Source organism: Endozoicomonas sp. Mp262, assembly GCF_025643335.1.
GTDB lineage: Bacteria > Pseudomonadota > Gammaproteobacteria > Pseudomonadales > Endozoicomonadaceae > Endonucleibacter.
The window spans coordinates 2,515,150-2,537,964 of sequence record NZ_CP092489.1 but is presented as its reverse complement, the minus strand read 5'-3'; the positions used below and the strand labels follow the sequence as shown (position 1 = coordinate 2,537,964).

Sequence of the window (22,815 nt, the reverse complement as noted above, 5' to 3'; positions counted from 1 at the left end):
GCCAGACTGCTGCTATATCGGCAGTCGGTTTTAATGACAGGTAACACAGGTCACAGGGCTAACATCAACGCTCTATGTCGTATCGACAGTCAGCAACTTCAAGCTCACACTTCGCCCTTCAATGATAGCTGTAAATACGTCTGTCCAGTTATCAATGCAGAACCAGTCAAACAGCCCTCGTATGGCATGCCAGAATGCCTTTTTAGACTTTTTTATCTTGAGCGCTTCCTGGAAGAGCTTGCAAGACAGTTGTTCTATCTGGTTGATGAGGAAGGCCGTAAAAGTCAGGCATGCCAGATTGCTGGCCAGATGCTGCTTTCCGTGCCCGTAATTGTGTTCGAGATGGTAGCCCTGTGTTTTCAGTGTATTGAACGTTTCGTTTTCAATTTTCCATTTAGCGCGTGCTCCTCGCATGAATTTATTCACGTTCTCGGCTGAAAGCTCAATGTCCGTGACCCAGGTGTTGACGTACTTCTTGTTGCCCTCTGGATCAATTTCTATATATTCGAGAAAGTTAACCAGCACATCCGGGTGTGACTTGTTAATGGGGGCACCATTCACAAACCGGAACCAGTGCGTAAACCCTTTATCATCGGTATATTCATAGCGCACCACTTTGTCTGCACAATCCAGCTCATCGACGGCCTGGTATAACGACTCATGGGTTGAATCCTTTGCCACCATAATGAAGCTATAGCCAAAGGACTTTACCAACTTGATGGTCGGTCCATCTGAGTACAGGTCATCAAAAGTCAGAACCAGTGGCAGGTGCGGATGCTCTCTGGATAAATTCGCCAATAGCCGCTTGAGCGCTACCTTCTCACAATCATTCTTTGACGCATCAACTTGTTTGATGATGGGTTCAGGCATTAAAGGTAATACTTCTTTCTTGCCCGGCTTTACCAGACAGCAGGCCAGTAACTGATGGTAGTATTGCGGATTTTTGCTGCCTGGCTTTTTTACACAACACTCAGGACAACTAATCTTCCCTGAGCAAAAGTGCCCCGTACCATCGATAGGCGCAAGATACCCTTCCTCAAAATAAGTGAACTGCTTAAGCCGCCCAGATCGTTGCACAAAGGCAAACAGGCGGGTAAAGAACTTCCTTAAATAGCGTGTTTCGATAGGGTCAATCAGATCCCTCAGATAGGTATCACTGGGGACACAGCTGACATTGTACATCGACTTTAAGTTCTTGAGCCTATCTGGGTTATTGACACAATCCTGATCAAAAGCCAGTAATGAAGGGTATTTCAGGTGCATGACTGCCAGGCCACTCATGACCGCATCATGAAGGACAATTTTGTCATGTTGGCTTTTCTTGCGAAAGTCTGGAATTTGACCCGCTTCATCAGAGACTATTTTGAGCAGTTTTTCAGCAATGGTTCTTGGTTTCGTTAGCGGCACAACATGAGCATCGTTATTATTATTGTGGTGAAATTCTACCGGATAGTCTGCGATTTTAGCAAGAGGCTACCAAGCTACAGCCCTTGTTATTAAGGGCTTTAATCAAGTCTGCGGGAATTGCTGCCATATGTTAGACCTGAAAAAAGCGCAAAAAACAATCAAGGTCTACCAGGGAGATAGTTTTACCCACTCCACACTCCCCAATCAATATCAGATTTCTTCTGATCTTTTACTGGTAAAGGTAAAGGTGGCGGTGGAGATGGAGGTAGAGGTAGAGGTAGCAGGGCAAAAACATGATCACAAATCAACCAATTTGAGCACTTGCATCATGTAGTCTTCATTCCAGCCACAGGTTTTGCGCTTATTCTTGATACCGGCTTTCACCGTAGTGTCCAACTTAAGAAGATTGAGTGTCACCTGCCGGGCAACAGCTAGATTTTCTGCTGCGAACCCTTCTCTTGCCCTACAGCGGTCTTCATCAAACGCCACATCAAGCACCCAGTGTAATTGGTTTTCTATTAGCCAATGCTTCCTGGTAGCTTGAAGTACCTCGGCAGCTGATAACTGGCGGCTGCATATAAAGTAACGGATGAGTGTTTTCCCTTTACCCTTTTTGCTACTGTCTAACTGGATTGCGGCTATGGTTTTGGCTTTCCATGAGGCAGCATTGGAGTCCTCAGTAACATCATTGATAACCCAGCACCGGCGGTGCTCCATACGACCATGCTCTTTACCTTCCTGTTCCGCAAAGTAATGGTCAGGAGCATCTTCCAGATTATCTTGCCAGTATTGATCGAAGAGTCGAGTCACTTCTCCATAGAGTTTTCTCTGGTTGCCTTTCACCGCCAGCAAGTAGTCTGCCTCTTTTTTCAGGATTGCAGTAGCAATTTTTTTCTGGCAGCCCATTGCATCGATAGTGACAAGGCTGCCACTGAGTTCAAGCAGCTTGAGCAGCTCAGGAATGGCCGTAATTTCGTTGGATTTTTCATCAACTTTATACTGACCCAGCGACAGTCCAGCCTCTGTGCACCAAGCGTTAAGCATGTGTATTGCATCTTTGCCTTTATTCCAGGCCGAACCTTTAACAGTCTTGCCATCAAGAGCAACTATCTTGCTATCAGAGAGCTCCAGTCCGGAAAGAACATCCCTAATCCACTGGATGAAGATTTTGCGAAACTCTTCCGGGTCAAGAGTGGCGAAAATACGATTGAATGTAACCGCTACTGGAATACCGCCAGGCAAGGTTAAGTGCTTACGGAGCCAGCCTTCCTTGTGCTCAGCAAACAAGCGAATGCCATTCCAATCATCTGCGCCACAGAGAATGGCACAAACTGAGATGAACATAACCTCTGCAAGAATATGTGTTGACTTCTTCGGGTCTCGTTTGTCGGTAAGCGATGTAAACTTGGAAAAAAGGGCTTTGGCAGACATCAGGCAACAGAAAAAGCATGGGATTCTACAGCTTTTGAAATCAATTTTCTGTTCAAATTCTGATCATGTTTTTGCCCTGGTAGAGGTAGAGGTAGAGGTAGAGGTAGAGGTAGAGGTAGAGATGGAAGTGGAACTGGAAGTAATGGTAGCTGTGATGAAGGTGGCAGTGGAGGGGGTGGTAGTAGCACTCTATTCCAAGTTTTAAGTAATTTGACATATTTTATTTGAATTTCATCCTTAACTTTTACATTAACTGCCAAATAATTCTGTATATCCTGAAAGGGGGAATCTTCGCCTTTCCACGTGGCAGACTTTAATCTTCCTAAGTAATAATAATCAACATCTTTACTGTTTGCTGGACCAATATTATTGACCCTTACTATTTCATCATTTGGTTTTAATGTCCACCTCTGGTGCTCCAATCTAGACATATTAAACCAGTGATAAGAACCCTCTATTTTTTTAAATAACACCAGATGAAATGAAGTAGGTAAATAAAAAAACCCAGAGCCTCTTCTTTTTTTCTTCAATCTATAATCTTTTGCTAAATAAGCGATGATTACATCTTTTAAGATTTTTTCAGAGCAAACTCCATCATCAAAAATACGAACCAGCAAATCTCCAGAATTATTCATTTCCATATGGATTTCAATCTTGCTGTAGCATGGTATCGAAAAAATCATAATAACAATGAAATTAGTTATCTTCATTTCTTAACTGAAGTTCCAAATATTATAAATCACAGAATTATAGCTCTAAAAAATAATACACTCCGAAATATTCCAGCTATTCCCGCATGATGAACGTCGATGATCGTTGGTATTGACAATAAGGCAGCAAAAATAATGAAGCCGATCAAAACTGAGCCGCCAATTAACAAAGCGGAGCTTTAAAGAAAAAATGTCACCCCTGAACGTAGCTACGATATGGCCGGTTATGATGTATCGAATGGAATCACCCTTTTCTCTTCAATACCATGAGTTACTGTGTAAAAAAGCCCCTCCCACGTTTTTATCAGCCAATGCAAAAAATAGCCCTGTATCCATTTCCATAATGCTATACGGACTCCTTTTGAGCGGGTTCTTAAAGCTTCCTGAAACTGGGGACAGCACAGTTCCTGTATTTGATCTACGAGAAAAGCAAGCATCGTCAGATAGGCCAGATTTGTGGCTAAGTGCTTCTCACCGTGACCGTAGTTATGTTCGAGATCGTAGCCTTGATTTTTCAGGGTGTTAAACGTCTGGTTCTCAATATGCCATCGGCAGCGCCCTCCTTTCATGACGGGTTCTATGGTTTCTTCGTTAAGCGGAATATCAGTCACCCAGCACCAGATATGCTGTTTACCTTTTTTATCGGTTTCGACAAAATCAAGCACATTAACCTGTTCTGCATATTTTGCCTTGTTCAGCCTGACGTCATTGGCATAGCGAAACCACCACTTAATTCCAGTCTCTTCATTAACTTTTTCAGCACGGTGAACTTTTCCTTCTTTATCCAGCTCATCCATCGCTTCAACCAGCGAGGCATGGTTGCCATCTTTCGCGACAATGATGTAATGCCAGCCATAACTCTTAATCAGTTGGACAGTGGGGTTGTCAGCATAAAGACTGTCCAGAAGAATAACGAACTTTAGACGTGGGTGATGCTCTCGTATGGTGGCAAACAACCGTTTAATGGCATTTTTTTCACAGTCATTTTTGGTCGAACCGTCCTGGCAAACTATGGCTTCCGGTGCCAATGGCAAGACTGTTTTTTGATCCGGGTGAGCAATGCATGCTGCCATTAACTGGTGGTAGTGAGCTTCGTTGGCCTTTCCCTTATTTTTAGTACAGCACTCCTGACAAGGTTTTTTATTATTGCAGGAGTAAAATAGCCCAGTTCCATCGATCGGGAGCAAGTAGTGATTTTTCAAGTTCCCGCAGTGAAATTCGAATGCCTTCAGTAATCCGCCCCTTTGGACGTTAGACAGCAATGTCTTAAAAGGCTTTTTGAACTCTACGGGATCTATTGGATCCAGGATTTCCCGCATACTGGTATCACAGGGAGCACGTTTTTTTATCTGATACAGGTGCTCAAGGTTATGCCTTACTTCTTGCTCTGTTTTATCACGCTCAAACGAGAGGAGCGATGGGTACTTGAGATGCATCATGGCAAAAGCGGACATGGAGGCATCATGTATTGTTATTTTTCTGGAATCCTTGTTTGGTCGGACATCTGGAATTTGCTCATAACTTTCAGAAATCGTAGTAATTAAACTGTTTGCACAAAGATGCTTACGACTTTTTTGGAATGGATAAGCCATGAGAGACAGCCATTGATAAAGTATCCCTATCAAAAGTAGACGTTATTTTGTGCGAAATCACTCCATTTGGAATTTACTGTAAGCCTTGCTGTTGCAGTGATTTAATTGATGTCACGGGAATAGCTGGAAATATTCAGAATAATAAGTAGGTCATAGTTTGGTTTCAAATAAACTGGATGTTCGGCCAGTACGAGAAATCTACTTCTTGATCTAACGATCAGATAGCTATTGAATGATACATTTACTCTATTATAAAGAGAGTACTGGTCTTTAAATCCCTCTCCCTATGAAGTACGTCACTACAATCACTGATGAAGCTGTTTTATTAACTTTGAAATTCGCCAAACACTACGGACCTCTGAGATGTATAAGGGAAAGAGCCCATAGCCTTTTATTGAGCAATCGTGGCTTTACCCTTGAGCAAATTGCCGAAATACTTGAAATTAGATATCAAACTGCTTCTCAGTGGATTGATGATTGGGAAGAATATGGTATTCGTGCCTTGTACAAGGGGCATGGTGGCGGTAGGCCGTGCATATATGACGAATCCGAAGTGCAACGCATAAAAGAATTAGTGGCTGAAGAGCCTCGTCGCTTATCGTATGTCAAATCCAAGATCGAGGATGAAACCGGTAAATCTTCATCAAAAATTACTCTGGCAAACATTGTAAAAAAGCAGGGCTGGTTTACAAAAGACTCCGTAAATCATGCAAACATAAACGGGACGAAGAGCAATTCCATGACTGTAAAACTGCTCTGAAAGATGCCCAGGAAGCCGAGAGCAAAGGGTTAATCAATTTATTTTATTTTGATGAGTCCGGCTTTACCCAGGAACCTTGTGTGCCATACGGTTGGCAGGAAAAAGGAAAGCAGCTCAGAATACCATCAGTCAAAAGTAAACGCATCAACGTACTGGGGTTTATGAACCGAAGCTGTGAGCTATTTCATTATCCTGTTGTGGGTTCAGTGAATAGCGATACGGTGATTGCGGCCTTTGATGACTTTGCAGAGAAAATGGCAGATGAAAAATACAGCTCAAATGATCGTTACACGGTAGTTATGGTGGATAATGCCAGCATTCACACCAGCAAAAAGTTTTGTGCCAGAATTGATGACTGGATGATTGAAAAGAAATTGCTGGTCTGCTTTCTGCCAACATATTCACCTGAGCTCAACCTGATTGAAATCCTGTGGAGGAAAATAAAGTATGAATGGCTCAACCTCTTGTCAATCAAGAGCTTTGCGGAATTTGAAAAAGAAGTTGAACGGGTGCTTTTTTCATTTGGAGAGGAGTATATGATCTCATTTTCTAATACTGTCCGACTGGATGGTTAAATTATTCGAAAGCAATCTATACACTACTTACTCTTATTAAGCTGGAAGCGGGTATCACTATAGTTCCCGACCTGAGTTCAACATAAGCAACTGATTTTATATAGCATAGCTGCCAAGCTGATTAGGGATGGGGTGGCGCTTTGCTGATAAAGGTATTTTGTAAAGGTGTTTAAAGATGAAGCAGGCTGGGGTAAGTTTTCTACGCACTGGACCTGAGTTCGACATAACGGTTAAGCAACGCTGGATTAATACAATAAGTGCAATCGACTGATATTTCATATGTGAGCCAGCTGCTGGTACATTCTGTAGCTCTCACACTAAGAAATGGATGTCAGGAATGAGTACACAAACCAGACGATACAAGCAGCTGACCCAAGGGCAACGATACCAGATTGAGGCGCTCCTTGAAAAAGGTCATTTTCAGAATGAGATCGCAGAGGTTGCAGGTATCAGTGAGAGCGCCTTATCCCGTGAGTTGAAACGCAATACTGGCGATAATGGGTATTGTGCTGAATCGGCTCATAACTTGGCTATGCAGCGTAGGAAATCTGCCAAAAAGCACAGCAAAACAGATGAACGACAAATGCCGATCATAGAGAAGGGGCTACTCCTTGGCTGGTCTCCTGAAAACATCAGTTGCAGGATGAAAATTGAGGTGCCTGAGATCGCTCTGAGTCATACCTCTGTATACAGCCGAATTGCTGATAACAAAGCTCAGGGAGGTTCCTTGTATAAAAAGCTGCCCCGCTTTGGGAAACGCCGATGCAAAGGAGGTAAACGCAAGGCAGGCCGTTCTCTTATACCTAATCGGGTCGATATTACCGAACGTCCTGAAGTGGTAGAGCTTCGGTCTCGCTTGGGAGATTGGGAAGGTGATACTGTGTATGGGCAAGACGCTCACTTGGTCACGCTGGTCGACCGAAAGAGCCGCTTTACACTCATTGGCAAAGTGGATACCAAACAGGCTGAAACAGTAGCGGATACAATGATCAGCCTACTGAAACGAGTTTCAACAGTTCACACCATCACCCTGGATAACGGAGGCGAGTTTGCAGCCCATGAAAAGGTATCAGAAGCAGTGAATGCTGATGTATTTTTCGCTAAGCCTTATGCCAGCTACCAACGGGGCACCAACGAAAATACCAATGGCATTATCCGTCGAACCTGGCCTAAGAAAATGGCTCTTGGGGATCTGACAGAAGAGGAGGTTTGGGAAGCTGAACTCTTGATTAATACCATGCCGAGAAAAGTTTTAGGGGGGCGAACCCCGCTCGAAGTCTATACCGGGAAGTCGATTGCACTTATTGCTTGAATCCAGCTTTACCCGTCTCTTTCCAGACCATTTTTTCTGGCCCAACAGCGTACTTTTCTGGTCTATCCTGATCATCAGCATTATCAAAATCAGCAATGGCATAGCTAACTTTATCATTTGCAACCGGGTAAACGTATGGACTGCTTTCAGTAACCTGTGGAACATTTGTAATACTACAGGAAAGCCCTTCCTCAGTTTGATCAATGGAGATGCTATGTACACCTTCAAAGGTCACATCACCACAATCAGCGTCCCCAATTTCAACGTGTCGTGTATCCCCTTTTTTCACATCCATTGGACCGGATGTGAACCAGCTTGATCTCAGGTCATAAATACGTTCTTTGCCAGGATTAATCCAGCTATTAACACTGTCCACCGCCAGATCTTTTTCCAAGCTTTCCACAAAAGGCATTACCGGCTTATCGGTATTATTTTTAATAATAAAACTATAAGCCAAAGCGTTAGATGCCATCAAAGGAGCGCTTAAAGCGGCTATAGCAATTGCGATTTTTTTCATAATTACGTACTTTTTACGGGTCAATTTCTGGCGGTCAAATCTAATGCTTAACTTTAGAGTTAGTATGACATGAACGTTTGGTTATATTTTAAAAATTGTGTGCAAAAATACATCCAAACGTTTTTTCAGATTCGGTATTATTCTTGATTATTGCGTTGTTGCCGCTATTTATGCCGCTTTTTTCTTTTCTTTGACTATTCCGTCAGTCAAACTATTAAAATTGAACTCATATTTTTGGCTATATCGGTTCCAGCCCTCACGAATAGGTAATCTGGGGATAATTCCTGCGAGTGCAAATCTTAGCATGCCAGCGGTGGTTGTATCCTGATCCCGCCAAGGAATCCTTGAAATGCCCACGCTTGCTTGATTTTTACAGACGGTCAACAGTTGCAATAATGCGTATCCAGCCATCTTCAGATGCATCCACCGCAACAGAGTTCTCAGCTTTTGCTGCCATAACTGGCGGCAACCAAATGAATGTTTAATTTGCTGAAACATGGGTTCAACCGGCCATCTTTTCGCATAAATACGAAGGATGTCTATACCTTCAAGTCCAGTATTGGTTGCAATGAATATACGGCTTTCTGTCAGTCCTTTATCATTTTCAAACCGACCCCAGACAACCCGAACCTTGCGGCCTTTCAGGAAGCGAGCCCGACATACCCGGGTGCGATAACGTATCTTTCGAAATCTGCCGTATATTCTTACGGTTGTTTGATATTCCGGTAGCTTCTCCACTTCCGGGGGCGTCATTTTGATGCCATACTTTTTGGGTCGCCCACGTTTTTTTGCAGTGGACTCCAACGGTAAGGCATACAATGCCCGGTTTAACGGGATTTGCCCTACTACTTCATAGCCCATTTCCAGAACGGGTTGCATTAGCGTCCAGTTCATATACCAACAGTCTGTCAGCAAGCGCAGTCCTTGCACCTTCACCTCTTGCCTCACTACTTTTAGCATGGCAACAGCGATTTTTAGCTTACTGGCATTGCCTGAAGCAGGAGATGGAAAGGAAAGCACAGGGATGGCAGTAAATACTTCATCTTTAGCCCGCTCAAATACAACAGCCAGGGATACCCAGCATTGTCCCCAGATATACGTTGGCCGGTTCCTTTTTTTACTGTGCTGGTGATGGGTTCGGCAAGCGGGAGCCTTGTCAGAAAAACGCTCCACCACCCAATCATCAAGACCAATGTTGATAAGTTCACCCCGTGGTACTTTTGAGCATACCAGCTGAATGAGCCGGCATGCGAGGCTCCTCCACCGCCACTTGCCTTGAGAGAGCCAATGGTGGTAACTGCTCCATACGCATTGAAAGTTATTAATAGATAACAGCGCCTGAGTGACAAAGCCTTGCCCGGATAGCATGCAGCCAAAAAGAAGTTCGCAGAACGTAGGTACTGCTGTTGGGGATAGCGCTGAAGCAAGAAACGTTGTATATAAGGCAAGCTCCCGGAGGATCTCTTTATGATCTGAAGTGAGCATAGCAACCATCTTTGTATTTTGTTTGGAGATGGTTGCTATTAACCGATTTCAGATGAAAATCGTACTATTGTTCTTTGGTAACTCTAAAGTCGAGATATAAAAAACAACATAACATTTTATAATTTCAAGAATAGGTTAATAATATTTTCAAACAGTGGGTTATGGTTAAAAAATTTCGAGCACATCGTACACTTATGGTTCAGGGGACAACCAGTGATGCCGGTAAGAGCGCCCTGGTTACCGGTTTGTGTCGTTTGTTACATGACCGGACCCAGGCACTACAAGCTATGGCTGCCGGACTAATGCCCCATACTGATTGAATCCAGTTTTGTTAAAGCCCAATAGCGATATAGGTGCTCAGGTTATCGTCAATGGCCGGGCTGTGGGTGAGATGAATGCCGCAGAATACCACGCTTATAAACCCAGGGTGATGGATGCGATTATAGCAGCATGGCAGCGACTTGAGCGGCAGTATGATCTCGTGCTTGTGGAAGGTACTGGCAGCCCCGCTGAAATCAACCTGAGAGAGGGCGATGTGGCCAATATGGGCTTTGCAGAACAGATCGATTGTCCTGTGATCTTCATCGCCGATATTGATAAAGGCGGTGTTTTTGCTCATCTCTAATGGCACCCTGGCATTACTGTCAGAATCGGAGCAGCAACGGGTGGTGGACTTTGTTATCAACCGGTTTCGGGGGGATATTAAATTACGTTAGAGGAAGCAACCGGAAAACCCGTTCTGGGTGTCCTGCCCTATCTTCATGGCCTGCATCTGGAGGCGGAGGATGCCATCCTGTCTCACCAGAAAAAAAACGACAGTCAGCCAATACTAAGAATAGCCGTACCTATTCTTACCCGCACCAGCAACCATACGGATTTTGATCCCTTACGTTTACATCCTGAGATAGATATCCGCTTTATTGGCAAGGGGCAATCCATTCCCCCCTGTGACCTGATTATTATTCCAGGCAGCAAAAACACCCGTACTGATATGGAGTACTTACGCAACAATATCTGGGATCAGGATATTCTCAGGCACCTTCGTTATGGTGGCAAACTGATGGGCATTTGCGGTGGCTACCAAATGCTGGGGAAAACCATTCATGACCCTGAAGGCATCGAGGGAAAAAGCGGTAGCACTGCCGGCCTGGGCTTGTTGGATCTGACTACCACCATGGTACGCCAGAAACGCCTGCAACAGGTATCAGGGACCCTTAAGCTACCGGGCCAACAAGCGGTCACCGTCACCGGTTATGAAATACATGCGGGCATCACCACAGGTTCCCCAACCCAGTCACCACTGATTCAACTTGAAAACCATACAGATGGCGTTATATCCGACGACGGTCAGGTTATGGGTACCTATCTGCACGGTATTTTTGAGTCGCCGGAAGCCTGCCAGGCTATTTTAGAATGGGCAGGACTGAAAACAGCCACTACTACGAATTACCACAAGCTTCGGGAAGAAGGCATTAACCGGATGGCAGATGCCGTTGAAACCCACCTTGATATGGATCACCTGCCAGGAATTATAAACACAGAAGCAGGTATTTATACTTAGCATTTCGCAAATTACCAAGATATCTATAATTCATTTCTCGGTTAATATGCCCCCATCTTGTAAAGGATTGTCAGTTTAACTGTGGCCTGTATCACGGAGTAACTGACAGCTTATCCTCTCACAACACCAGAAGTCTGGATAAGCAGGGAACGGGGTGAGATGCCCTGACTGTACCCGCAACTGTGATGGAAGAGTTTTTAGCCAGAAGCCACTGATGATCATTGGGAAGGCGGCTAAAAGCAGTGACACCAGAGTCAGGAGACCGGCCTTTACAAAGCCAACAAAAGCAATGCTTACCAGGCGGGTTACCTGGCGGTTGGGAGTTTTCCCTGAAGTCTATCTGGTCATATGTGATGGCCAGACAAGCTTTGGGCAGGGTTTCTTATCCTGTCCACCGTGCCGCCTTGAGCAATTTATTTGACTCAGGGGTCTTATGACAAGGCTGATCATTTTCACAAATGCCCATAGCGAATTAAAAAAAATACTTCTTTCGCTGTTCCTGCTTTTAATAACCACCAGTGTCCAAGCCCGGGATTATTGTACAGTAGACGACGGAGGAATAAAGCTATGCCTGAAACAACCTCCCAAAAGAATTATCAGCCTGGCACCAGGCTCCACTGAGTTACTCTATGCTGCGGGAGCAGGGAAACAGTTACTGGCAGTTGACCAGTACAGTGATTATCCCGCCGCCGCCCAAAAACTGCCGAAAGTGGGCGGTTACCCTAACATCAGTATTGAAACACTGATCGGTATGAATCCTGACCTGGTGGTTGTCTGGACCGGTGGTAACTCACCCCAGCTAATTAAACATATAGAAAATACGGGCCTGACAGTCTTCAGGCTCAATGCCAGCGACCTCAATGATATTGAATCCGGTATCAGAAAGCTGGGAGTCATCACCGGTAATACCCGGCATGCCAGCAAAAGCGCTGATGCCTATGCCAGCCATCTGGCTAACCTGAAGACAACCTACCAGCAGCAATCCCCTGTTTCTGTTTTTTTTGAAATCTGGCGTTCCCCCCTCATGGCTATAGGCGGCCAGCAGATTATTGACAGCACTATCACCCTGTGTGGTGGCCGCAATATTTTTGCTGATGCTGCCACCAGAGTTCCTGTGATATCCATTGAGTCACTGCTTGCCAGAAATCCCGATGTGATTATTGCCTCTGATCCCCGGGGCAATAGTAAAGAAAACCAGCAGGCCATGACTCGCTATTGGAATAAATGGCCGATGTTAAGCGCCGTAAAGAAAAACCAGCTTTATACCGTCTCCAGTGATCTGATTGCCCGGCCAACGCCCCGTATTCTCGAAGGTGCAGAACAAATTTGCCAATACCTGCAGACTGTCAGAACTACTCAAAATACAGCCAAAAATACACCCTGAAAACTTTAATAATTCAAGCTGCTTTCATAAGGAACCCAATGTCTTTCAATAATTATCAATCGGCTTTACCCAGACATACTCTGGCTATTGCCATAGCTTTTGCCTCTGCCGGACTAGCCACTACCACTAAAGCCGAAGATGCCTATTTGCTGGATAAGGTGGTGGTTACTGCATCCCGAACAGCACAAACCGTTGATGAAACCCTGGCTCCGGTTACTGTTATCACCCGTAAAGAGATTGAGCGCAGTCAGGCAGCTAGCATTCCTGAGTTGTTAAACAAAACACCAGGACTGCAAGTGGCCTCGAATGGAGGCACAGGTAGTCTTGCCGGTATTTACCTGAGGGGAACTAAAACGGCACAAACACTGGTTATTGTAGATGGGCAGAAAATCAATTCATCCAGCACTGGTTCCTCCCCTTTGCAATACATGAGTCCTGAGCAAATTGAGAGAATAGAAATTGTTCGGGGTCCACGTTCCAGCCTTTATGGTGCGGATGCCATTGGTGGTGTCATCCAGATTTTTACCCGCCAGGGAAAGGGCAAGCCTTCCTTTACAGCGAAACTGGGAGGCGGTAGCAGAAATACTGGCGAGTACGGCCTTAATCTGAATGGTGAATATAACGACACCCGCTACAATATCGGTGCCAATTTATACGAAACCAGTGGTTATGATCATACCCTGACCACAAAGAACGGTGATGATGACAAAGATGCCTATCGTAACCAGTCGATATATGGCAGCCTTTCACACCGATTTAGCAATAATGTGGAAACAGGTGTTAACTTCTCCCATTCCGAGGGTAAGTCTGAGTATGATAATAACTATGATAATTTCACCTATACCACTCAACCCTACAATATTTTCAGAATTTCAAACCTGCATACTTATATAGCAGTTCCTATAAATAGCCTATGGGATACACGGCTGGATATCGGTTATGGAGAAGAGCATACTCAAGCCCGTAAAAAAGATATTGCTTCCGGGATATCTTCCGATGACTATTACACTACCACCAAAAGATACTCAGCCAGCTGGAAGAACGATATCAGCTGGCATGACAGTCAGTTGCTGACAACCGGTATAGACTACTCGGATGAGCAATATGAAGGTTCAACCGCTTACGGTGAAAATTCCCGCCATAATACCGCTTTCTTTATACAGAACCTTTCGTATTTTGATAACAGTGAACTGAAGTTTGGCCTGAGAAACGATAAAAATGAAGCCTATGGTAACAAAACCACGGGAAATGCTTCATTCGGTTATGACCTGCCAGCAGATATGAGATTCATTACCTCCTATGGAACGGCTTTCAGGGCTCCCACACTGGGTGACTTATATTATCCAGGTTTTTCCAATCCAGACCTTAAACCGGAAACCTCTGAAAATATTGAGTTTGAGCTTAGGGGAAAGCTCAGGAATGGTTACTGGGCTATGTCCCTGTTCCAGAATAATATGAAGGATATGATTTCCTCCTCAGAGGAAACAGGCTACAGACCAATGAATGTAGATAAAGCCCGAATCCGGGGCTTTGAGTTAAGTACTGGAACCATGATTTATGACTGGGACATTAACGCCAGTCTCAGCTTGCTGGATCCTGAGAACCGGTCAACAAAGAGCCATGGAAAAGTATTGGTCAGCCGTGCGAAGCAACTATTCACCTTGAATATTGATCGTCAATTTGACCGGTTGGGTGTGGGAGCCTCATTCAGGGCCCAGGGCAAGTCATACGCTGATGCAACAAACACCCAAAAGGTCGCAGGATTTGGAACCGTTGACTTGAGGGCATCAATAAAACTAACTAATGAGCTAAAAGCAAACCTAAAGCTTGTTAATCTGCTTGATAAGGAATATCAGGCCGTTAAAGGTTATAGGGGAGAACCCCGTGGTATCTATGCATCTCTAACCTGGACGCCTGAACTTTAGGCCTGGACTCATTCCCGGGTTCCCGAGGGTGTCGCGAAAGTTTTTTTTATTAACCACGGAGACACAAAGGCACGGAGATTTATAGTTTAAAGATATAAAAACTCTGTGCCTCCGTGTCTCTGTGGTTAAAAAAAATCAATCTCGTTTTGTGCACGCTGCATTTAGTTTCGCGACACCCTCGGGAAGCTGGGAACGAGAGTAACGAAAGTAAATTTTGCCCCCATAAAGTACAGCAACCCAACAGGCCAGACATGTCTCTAAAATACTCCGGCGATATCCGCGAACTCTGTTATCCCTTTATCTATGAAGACTCTGCTCTCTGTGATTATGAAATTATTACCGATGAACTCTGTGCAACACTGGGCGGAGTCATTACCGAGCTGGAAGCTAACCCTATTTTTGCTGATATCTTTACCTTTCTTGATAAGCTGCAACCCAAAATATTTCATTTAAATGGTTCCATACGTGGTCGGCAGGCTATCTTCGAAGAGCAGCTGGAATGGCTGGCAGGTTATTTTGACCATTACCAGAGTGAATTAGCCGGACAACTCAACAGCTTTATTTTACCCAGAGGGGGACGACCGGTGCAGTTATTACACTGCTGTCGATCCCTGGCTAAAAAGACGGTTCGTGCTTTAGTCAAAATTGATGCTGAGGGCATTGCAGTACCCGATGTTCTGCACCGCTTTGCCAATATGCTCTCTAACCTGTTTTTCCGGTTAACCGTTGTTATTAACCGGCGTCTTGGAATTATTGAACCTGAATATAAAAGCCTGAGTTATGGGCGTTAGATCTATTGACCTGAGTTAATTTCCTGACCCACAGAAAAATGACTTCGGTCAATTAGCAATCACACTGCCTGTATTACTGTGTCCGGCATTATATAAACCGCTGTATCCACCGTTTTCTCAGGAGTCTGCAAGTGCTGATTGGCAAGGTTACAGGCAATATCTGGGCAACCCGCAAACTTGATGGCCTCAATGGCTTCAAATTGATGATTGTTCAGCTGATCACACCCTCTGAACAGGAAATATCAACATCACTGGTTGCGGTGGATACGGTGGGTGCAGGTATTGGTGACACCGTACTCATCGCCCGAGGAGGCGCTGCCCGCCGGGCTATCCTGCCATCAGAGAGCCCTGTTGATGAAGCTATTATTGGCATTGTTGACAATATGGAGGTCTTTTCATGAATAACATCAGCCCTGAAGTCCTGGAACAAATCATTCGGAAAGTGGTGAGTGAACAGCTGGGGCTGAATAACAACACACCGGAATTTGAGAAACAGGTTGACCCATCAGGCGTAGCTGTTATTAAAGCCGCCACAGTGAAATGCAAGCCCTTTGATACAGGTAAACCGGGCGACAGGGTTTTTATAACCGATATTCTGGAACTGAAAGAAAGCCCCCGCCTGGGTTGTGGCATGATGGAAATGCATGAAACCACCTTTGACTGGACCCTGGAATATGATGAAGTGGATTACATCGTAGAAGGCACCCTTAAAATCATTATTAATGGCCGCGAAGTGGTGGGCCATGCTGGCGATGTTATGTTTATTCCCAAGGGTTCCACCATCCAGTTCAGTGCTCCTGAATATGCCCGCTTTATGTTCGTGGCCTATCCTGCCAATTGGGAAGAAATCGCCCGCCAGAAACGGACACAGCCATGAGTGACAACAAAGAACGTATTATCCAGGAATATGTACCGGGCAAGCAGGTCACCCTTGCCCACCTGATTGCTCACCCGCAACAGGACCTGGTGGTAAAGCTGGGACTGGATGCCGAAACCATTAGCGCTATCGGCATCATGACCATCACTCCAAGTGAAGCATCCATGATTGCCGGTGATGTAGCCACTAAAGCAGCGGGTGTTGAAATTGGCTTTCTGGATCGCTTTTCAGGCTGTCTCGTCATTACCGGTGACGTGGCCAGTGTTGAGGCAGGCTTGAATGCCGCCATGGACTTGCTCACCAATACCCTGAAGTTCTCACCTGCTCAAATTACCCGTTCCTGATGAAAAAGATGATGTTGGTGGGCTCAACCACCTCTGGTAAGACTACACTCACCCAGGCCCTTTATGGCCAGGCCTTGAAATATAAAAAAACCCAGGCCCTGGAATACAGCCAGTATATTCTGGATACACCCGGTGAATTTGTTGAAAACCGTCGTTTTTTTGCAGCCCTGATGTCAGCCTCTGTGGATTATAAAGTCATAGGCTTGGTTCACGACTGCACCCGTAAGCAAAACCAGATTCCCCCGGGTTTTGCCAGTATGTTTAACAGGGAAATGATTGGCATTATTACTAAAATAGACAGTGACAAAGCAGATCCCGGATTTTCCCATAAGGTGCTTAAGCAGCAATTCCCGCAAACCAGATTCCGGCTGGCACATTTTCAGTTAATTAAAAATGATTTTATCGCGGATGAACAGAGCCAGACTGCTGCTATATCGGCAGTCGGTTTTAATGACAGGTAACACAGGTCACAGGGCTAACATCAACGCTCTATGTCGTATCGACAGTCAGCAACTTCAAGCTCACACTTCGCCCTTCAATGATAGCTGTAAATACGTCTGTCCAGTTATCAATGCAGAACCAGTCAAACAGCCCTCGTATGGCATGCCAGAATGCCTTTTTAGACTTTTTTATCTTGAGCGCTTCCTGGAAGAGCTTGCAAGACAGTTGTTCTATCTGGTTGATGAGGAAGGCCGTAAAAGTCAGGCATGCCAGATTGCTGGCCAGATGCTGCTTTCCGTGCCCGTAATTGTGTTCGAGATGGTAGCCCTGTGTTTTCAGTGTATTGAACGTTTCGTTTTCAATTTTCCATTTAGCGCGTGCTCCTCGCATGAATTTATTCACGTTCTCGGCTGAAAGCTCAATGTCCGTGACCCAGGTGTTGACGTACTTCTTGTTGCCCTCTGGATCAATTTCTATATATTCGAGAAAGTTAACCAGCACATCCGGGTGTGACTTGTTAATGGGGGCACCATTCACAAACCGGAACCAGTGCGTAAACCCTTTATCATCGGTATATTCATAGCGCACCACTTTGTCTGCACAATCCAGCTCATCGACGGCCTGGTATAACGACTCATGGGTTGAATCCTTTGCCACCATAATGAAGCTATAGCCAAAGGACTTTACCAACTTGATGGTCGGTCCATCTGAGTACAGGTCATCAAAAGTCAGAACCAGTGGCAGGTGCGGATGCTCTCTGGATAAATTCGCCAATAGCCGCTTGAGCGCTACCTTCTCACAATCATTCTTTGACGCATCAACTTGTTTGATGATGGGTTCAGGCATTAAAGGTAATACTTCTTTCTTGCCCGGCTTTACCAGACAGCAGGCCAGTAACTGATGGTAGTATTGCGGATTTTTGCTGCCTGGCTTTTTTACACAACACTCAGGACAACTAATCTTCCCTGAGCAAAAGTGCCCCGTACCATCGATAGGCGCAAGATACCCTTCCTCAAAATAAGTGAACTGCTTAAGCCGCCCAGATCGTTGCACAAAGGCAAACAGGCGGGTAAAGAACTTCCTTAAATAGCGTGTTTCGATAGGGTCAATCAGATCCCTCAGATAGGTATCACTGGGGACACAGCTGACATTGTACATCGACTTTAAGTTCTTGAGCCTATCTGGGTTATTGACACAATCCTGATCAAAAGCCAGTAATGAAGGGTATTTCAGGTGCATGACTGCCAGGCCACTCATGACCGCATCATGAAGGACAATTTTGTCATGTTGGCTTTTCTTGCGAAAGTCTGGAATTTGACCCGCTTCATCAGAGACTATTTTGAGCAGTTTTTCAGCAATGGTTCTTGGTTTCGTTAGCGGCACAACATGAGCATCGTTATTATTATTGTGGTGAAATTCTACCGGATAGTCTGCGATTTTAGCAAGAGGCTACCAAGCTACAGCCCTTGTTATTAAGGGCTTTAATCAAGTCTGCGGGAATTGCTGGTGCTTAAGGCGGCAGGCGTAAAAACCATCTTTGAAATCAGTGCTGTTACCGGTGAAGGTCTTGAAAACCTGAAGTCATTCCTTAAACAGCCGCAGGTAACAGCTTGAAGTCACTCGCTCAACCAGATCATAGTTATATGATTACCCCAGATTTCAAGGGCTAAAATTATTGATCACTATCAATACCCTTCTCCCTTTACTTTTGTTGTTATTAGATTTTAACAAAATGGCAAACCATTACGCCTGCCACTGGGGTAAACTTCCCAGGAAAATGCATAATGGCGTAATCCCTCTGTACTTCGAGAGATATGCCATAGCGACTCATTTATTGTCATCGATACGCACTAAACCAGCACAAAGCAAAACAAGAGTATTCGCCGTTTGAATTCAACCACTCCCTATGGGCTGTTGATCTTTGGCTGTGTTAATCCATTTAGCTTCTTAAGCTATTCTCAGCCGATAGTTGGAGTGAGCAGAAATGCCCAAGCCCCCGATAACGCCTCTGGATAATATTTTTATACCAACACCCAAACCCGATGAAACCTATAGCACCCGGATACAGGGAGTGGATTACAGTTTCACAGGGCTCAAGCATCTATTGGGTGCCGCCGGATTCCAAAAAAGCGGTGACCAGCAGGCGGGGCTGGCAGCCAAGTGTGACGTCAGCCGCGAAGCAGCACGAGCGATTCTTTCCAATCTAACCCTGCACCATATCTACCATCGACCTTTTACCGATGACCAGGGCCAGATCGACGACATCATGCGGGTTAATTACGATATAGATAAAGCAGTCTATAACGAAATGGCAATGATGACTGTGGGTCAGCTAAAAGACTGGATGCAAAGCGCCACGGGGCCGGAATTAAAAAGAGCCGGAACCGGCTTAACCGGGGTTATGGTTGCCGCAGTCACCAAACTGATGGGTGTGCATGAAATGATCTACAATGCACGTAAAATAGAATGCCCAACCCATGCCCGAACTCACCTTGGCCTGGCAGGATCACTTTCAACCCGTATTCAGCCCAACCACCCCACCGATGACCTGAATGCTATTACCGCATTAACCTGGCTGGGTTTATCCATGGGCAATGGCGATCAATTAATAGGACTCAATCCTTCAGATGATAATATCGACAATATTGGTGCCTGCCTTATTCACCTGGATAAAATCAGACGACAGACAGGCGCCCCTACCCAGATTTGCGTACTCTCCCATATTCGTACCCAGCTGGCCTGCCTCAACGAAGGTGCTCCCGTAGAAATTCTATTCCAGTCACTGGCTGGTACAGAGGCTACTCTCAGGGAAGCCTTTGACGTTACGGTTCCGTACCTTGATAACGCCTGGCAAATTATGAGGGACAAAGGAAATCTGGCCAGTGAGGACAGTCAGTTCATGTACTTCGAAACAGGACAGGGCAGCGAAGTGAGCTATGGCAAACATTGTGGAATAGATATGGCCACCACTGAAGCCCTGACATACGGCCTTTGTCGTCGTTATGACCCCTGTATGGTGAATAGTGTTACGGGATTTATTGGGCCAGAGACTCATAAGGACAGCCTTCAGATAATCTATTCCAATCTTCAGGATTTATTTATGGGTAAACTTATGGGGTTACCCATGGGGGTATCTCCCTGTTTTACCCTGCATGCCGATGCGTCCAGTGAAGGTCAGGAAATAGCTGTCGAACTCTTAGCTGTAGCAGGTGCCAGTTATTTTATGGATATTTACCTGGGCGTTGACCGGATGCTGGCCTATGCCGATACCAGCGGGCATGACGACCAGACCATTCGGGAAATTCATAACCTGAAGCCTGCTCCCGAGTTTTATCACTGGTGCCTGGAAAAAGGTATTTTCAAGGAAACCAGAGATGGCAGGATTACCCGGGGACCTACCTGGGGTAACCCGGCAATGTTTGCCGGTTCCCGGCAGGCCTTTCAGGATCTGATCAGTCAGGTTCCCATGTGCTATGGCACTAGCAATGCCGGCCCAAGAATGACAAACCGTGTCAGCAGAAAGCTCAAACAAAATCTGGCTATTGCCAGAACGGCAGCTCACAGCCAGTTGCAGCTGGATAAGCTGGATGGTATTGATTTCCGGTTAATCCGCTCAAAGGCAGATAACCTCAAGACTCACCATGCCTGTCCGGAAGAGGGTTCCACCCTGACTGCACCCTCTCGCAATCACCTTCATAAAGAAAATAGAGATATCCAGATTGTGATTACGGACGGCCTTAGCGCCGAGGCAGTTCACCATAATATCCATGAGGTTTTGCCTGTTCTGGAAGAGGGCCTTCGCGGTCATGGTTACTCCCTCGGCCAGACCATGGTGGCTCCCCATGGCCGGGTGAAACTGGCTGAGGATATTGCCAATACGATCAATGCCCAGCTGGTAATTGTCCTGCTGGGCGAGCGCCCCGGCGCTGATGGTCGCTCTTCCCGAAGCCTTTCAGGCTATCTTGTCTACCGGCTGAAAGGCGATAAAAACAAAAGGCAGGCTGAAGCCTTCTACGGTTCCCGGAATATTGCCTTTGAACATACCGTGGTTCCCAATATCCACTATGGAGGTATTCCGCCAATGGAAGCAGGTTCGTTAATTGCCGAGCGAGCCATGCAGATTCTTGATAACAAAGCCGCAGGCAACCGTTTGAATGCCATTCTTGGCAGCCGTATGGGATTGGCTGATATGGTGAGGGAAACCCAGGCCAAACCCAAAAAAACAGCGGACTCTATCCGGGTACATGATTTCCTGGGACAAAAATCCATTGCCGAAGCCGATGTTATGCTTCTGATTCACTGGGGAGTCCAGGAGATTCTATTAAGCAAACGCACCATTATTTCACCATTAGCAGGTGACCTGCTCAAACAGGAAAGGATTAAACTCCGCTATAATGATTCTCATTGTAAATAAATATCATTAATAAAAGGAGCTTACCGGCTCCTTTTCCCATTTAACTGCATCCTGAGCCCGTCTATTTTGAAACCATGTATTAACTTTTTCCACTGGTACTCCTATATGATTAGCTAATGTATTTTTAGCTTCTCCATTAGGATATCTATTTTTACTATAAAACGACTCTAGCTCCTTTTTTTGGTGGATGTTGTAAGAAAACCGCTTTCGTCTTATCTTATTGCTGCTCTGAGACTTCCTTTCAGAGTCTTCAAAAGTAGAAGATACCCTGTTATTCACTGAGCGTACTGGAACATCAGAGGCTTGTTGCAAAGAAAATCCAAACGGTGTATAACCTGCGGATTGATAACTACCCCCCCCATATGTTAGCGCCTGTGAATTCCAGAAGCTACTATGTGGAAAATTAAAGCTACTATACGACGGAAAACTAAAGCCACTATGAAAACCCAAATTATTATAATATTGAGAATAAACCGAAGAAGGTGGTAAAAAACTTCCTAATCCCATTTGTTGGAAACGGCTACTACCCCATGAGTGTCCAGCCATCTGTCCCTCAGTAGCATCTGAAGTCAATGTACTATTCAATTGCCCCCTATTTTGTTTCACAAGAAAAACATCCATTACATACTGAGACTGTTCTGCACTCCAGCTAGTTCGAGAAACAATAATAAACGTCAGTGCTCTATGCCCATTAGTTTTGATGCCTACAATTTCATCTTCTTGATTAAAACAAAGTTTAAGCGTTTGTTTTCCTAGTGGAACATTGAATATACACAACATACCCTCAGAATCATCAACATGATTATAAGATACCGCACTTGTTTCATTATCTAATACTACAGGGTTATTGTGTATACTCGGTGCTCCAATTTTCAAAAAGAAAGTTTCATTTTCCAATTCCCTATCAACTCTATTCCAGTTAACGAAAAGTTGCTGTTCCGAATCTTGTAGGTTTGTCTCCTGAGTAGAAATAGTGTGAGTAATACCAGCCACTGTTATATTAAATGCTGTTATCTTTTCTATGCTTACTAATTTTAAAGATCGCCCTTTACACTTTATTGGCCAGTCTCCATTTTCAACAGTAAACTGACTATCCTCTAACAATTCAACCTCATCTTCCATGATAACTGCATATACTGATTGTGAAAAAATAAAGAAGAAAACAAACTGAATAAACCACGCCCACTTCATAACTATACCCATCGAACCTATTCATAGTATGCATAGTAGGCATTATAGTTTTTCAACATTCTATACTCGAAATAATTTCATACTCCTTTCTCACTAAT

General features: G+C 44.9%; 20 protein-coding genes, 1 pseudogene and 1 riboswitch. Of the genes and pseudogenes, 13 read left to right on the top strand and 8 right to left on the bottom strand.

Going from position 1 to position 22,815, the window contains the following annotated elements; translation table 11 throughout:
* Window positions 1–72 precede the first annotated feature (72 nt).
* The 4 genes from MJ595_RS11235 to MJ595_RS11220 all read right to left on the bottom strand — a co-directional run bounded on the left by MJ595_RS11235 (window position 73) and on the right by MJ595_RS11220 (window position 5,140).
* Entirely contained in the window at window positions 73–1,407 is a 1,335-nt protein-coding gene (locus MJ595_RS11235; RefSeq protein ID WP_263078000.1) for a transposase, read from the bottom strand.
* Window positions 1,408–1,704: 297 nt separating this feature from the next.
* Entirely contained in the window at window positions 1,705–2,838 is a 1,134-nt protein-coding gene (locus MJ595_RS11230) for an ISAs1 family transposase (RefSeq protein ID WP_263080561.1), read from the bottom strand.
* The gene (locus MJ595_RS11225) at window positions 2,838–3,479 is read right to left on the bottom strand and encodes a hypothetical protein (RefSeq protein ID WP_263322375.1); all 642 of its coding nucleotides are present in this window, start codon (window positions 3,477–3,479) and stop codon (window positions 2,838–2,840) included. Before MJ595_RS11225 ends, MJ595_RS11230 begins: the two co-directional genes overlap by 1 nt.
* A 293-nt stretch (window positions 3,480–3,772) precedes the next feature.
* A complete protein-coding gene (locus MJ595_RS11220; protein ID WP_263078002.1) occupies window positions 3,773–5,140 on the bottom strand; it encodes a transposase in 1,368 nt (455 codons plus the stop codon).
* Window positions 5,141–5,426: 286 nt separating this feature from the next.
* On the opposite strand from MJ595_RS11220, the gene MJ595_RS11215 reads away from it, so the two are divergent.
* The 3 genes from MJ595_RS11215 (at window position 5,427) to MJ595_RS11205 (ending at window position 7,787) form a co-directional block, all read left to right on the top strand.
* Window positions 5,427–5,900: a helix-turn-helix domain-containing protein gene (locus tag MJ595_RS11215; RefSeq protein WP_263078037.1), complete on the top strand. Its 474-nt coding sequence runs from the start codon at window positions 5,427–5,429 to the stop codon at window positions 5,898–5,900.
* Window positions 5,822–6,475 (top strand): IS630 family transposase, encoded by a 654-nt coding sequence (locus MJ595_RS11210; RefSeq protein ID WP_263322427.1) that lies wholly within the window; start codon window positions 5,822–5,824, stop codon window positions 6,473–6,475. Before MJ595_RS11215 ends, MJ595_RS11210 begins: the two co-directional genes overlap by 79 nt.
* Before the next feature lie 337 nt (window positions 6,476–6,812).
* Window positions 6,813–7,787: an IS30 family transposase gene (locus tag MJ595_RS11205; RefSeq protein WP_263322374.1), complete on the top strand. Its 975-nt coding sequence runs from the start codon at window positions 6,813–6,815 to the stop codon at window positions 7,785–7,787.
* Here the strand turns inward: MJ595_RS11205 and MJ595_RS11200 are convergent.
* Together MJ595_RS11200 and MJ595_RS11195 are read right to left on the bottom strand one after the other, a co-directional pair.
* Window positions 7,777–8,304, bottom strand: coding sequence for a hypothetical protein (locus MJ595_RS11200; RefSeq protein WP_263322372.1), 528 nt, complete (start codon window positions 8,302–8,304; stop codon window positions 7,777–7,779). The two genes, MJ595_RS11205 and MJ595_RS11200, sit on opposite strands and share 11 nt — an antisense overlap.
* A 168-nt stretch (window positions 8,305–8,472) precedes the next feature.
* The gene (locus MJ595_RS11195) at window positions 8,473–9,798 is read right to left on the bottom strand and encodes a transposase (protein WP_263078492.1); all 1,326 of its coding nucleotides are present in this window, start codon (window positions 9,796–9,798) and stop codon (window positions 8,473–8,475) included.
* 152 nt (window positions 9,799–9,950) lie between these two features.
* Between MJ595_RS11195 and MJ595_RS11190 the strand changes: the two are divergent.
* The 8 genes and pseudogenes from MJ595_RS11190 to MJ595_RS11155 all read left to right on the top strand — a co-directional run bounded on the left by MJ595_RS11190 (window position 9,951) and on the right by MJ595_RS11155 (window position 17,132).
* Window positions 9,951–11,350: pseudogene (locus MJ595_RS11190) on the top strand (cobyric acid synthase).
* Window positions 11,351–11,463: 113 nt separating this feature from the next.
* Window positions 11,464–11,636, top strand: a riboswitch (cobalamin riboswitch).
* 147 nt (window positions 11,637–11,783) lie between these two features.
* A complete protein-coding gene (locus MJ595_RS11185) occupies window positions 11,784–12,734 on the top strand; it encodes a cobalamin-binding protein (RefSeq protein ID WP_263322371.1) in 951 nt (316 codons plus the stop codon).
* A 38-nt stretch (window positions 12,735–12,772) separates the two neighbouring features.
* Entirely contained in the window at window positions 12,773–14,659 is a 1,887-nt protein-coding gene (locus tag MJ595_RS11180; RefSeq protein WP_263322369.1) for a TonB-dependent receptor, read from the top strand.
* Between the two features lie 251 nt (window positions 14,660–14,910).
* Entirely contained in the window at window positions 14,911–15,450 is a 540-nt protein-coding gene (locus MJ595_RS11175; protein WP_263322368.1) for a cobalamin adenosyltransferase, read from the top strand.
* A gap of 131 nt (window positions 15,451–15,581) precedes the next feature.
* Entirely contained in the window at window positions 15,582–15,851 is a 270-nt protein-coding gene (locus tag MJ595_RS11170) for a EutN/CcmL family microcompartment protein (protein ID WP_263322366.1), read from the top strand.
* Complete coding sequence (locus tag MJ595_RS11165; protein WP_263322365.1) at window positions 15,848–16,327, top strand: cupin domain-containing protein; 480 nt, start codon at window positions 15,848–15,850, stop codon at window positions 16,325–16,327. The genes MJ595_RS11170 and MJ595_RS11165 overlap by 4 nt, the downstream gene beginning before the upstream one ends.
* Window positions 16,324–16,671, top strand: a complete 348-nt coding sequence (locus MJ595_RS11160; protein ID WP_263322364.1) for a BMC domain-containing protein — start codon at window positions 16,324–16,326, stop codon at window positions 16,669–16,671. Before MJ595_RS11165 ends, MJ595_RS11160 begins: the two co-directional genes overlap by 4 nt.
* 8 nt (window positions 16,672–16,679) lie before the next feature.
* Window positions 16,680–17,132 carry a EutP/PduV family microcompartment system protein gene (locus MJ595_RS11155; protein ID WP_263322363.1) on the top strand — a complete coding sequence of 151 codons (453 nt, stop codon included), beginning with the start codon at window positions 16,680–16,682 and terminating at the stop codon, window positions 17,130–17,132.
* Window positions 17,133–17,160: 28 nt separating this feature from the next.
* On the opposite strand, the gene MJ595_RS11150 is transcribed toward MJ595_RS11155, so the two are convergent.
* Window positions 17,161–18,495: a transposase gene (locus MJ595_RS11150; RefSeq protein WP_263078000.1), complete on the bottom strand. Its 1,335-nt coding sequence runs from the start codon at window positions 18,493–18,495 to the stop codon at window positions 17,161–17,163.
* A gap of 123 nt (window positions 18,496–18,618) precedes the next feature.
* Between MJ595_RS11150 and MJ595_RS11145 the strand changes: the two genes are divergently transcribed.
* A complete protein-coding gene (locus MJ595_RS11145) occupies window positions 18,619–18,726 on the top strand; it encodes a EutP/PduV family microcompartment system protein (RefSeq protein WP_263322362.1) in 108 nt (35 codons plus the stop codon).
* A 370-nt stretch (window positions 18,727–19,096) separates the two neighbouring features.
* Window positions 19,097–21,526, top strand: coding sequence for an ethanolamine ammonia-lyase subunit EutB (eutB, locus tag MJ595_RS11140; RefSeq protein ID WP_263322361.1), 2,430 nt, complete (start codon window positions 19,097–19,099; stop codon window positions 21,524–21,526).
* 6 nt (window positions 21,527–21,532) lie between these two features.
* Here eutB and MJ595_RS11135 read toward each other — a convergent pair whose 3' ends face one another.
* The gene (locus MJ595_RS11135; RefSeq protein ID WP_263322360.1) at window positions 21,533–22,717 is read right to left on the bottom strand and encodes a homeobox domain-containing protein; all 1,185 of its coding nucleotides are present in this window, start codon (window positions 22,715–22,717) and stop codon (window positions 21,533–21,535) included.
* Window positions 22,718–22,815: the final 98 nt, after the last annotated feature.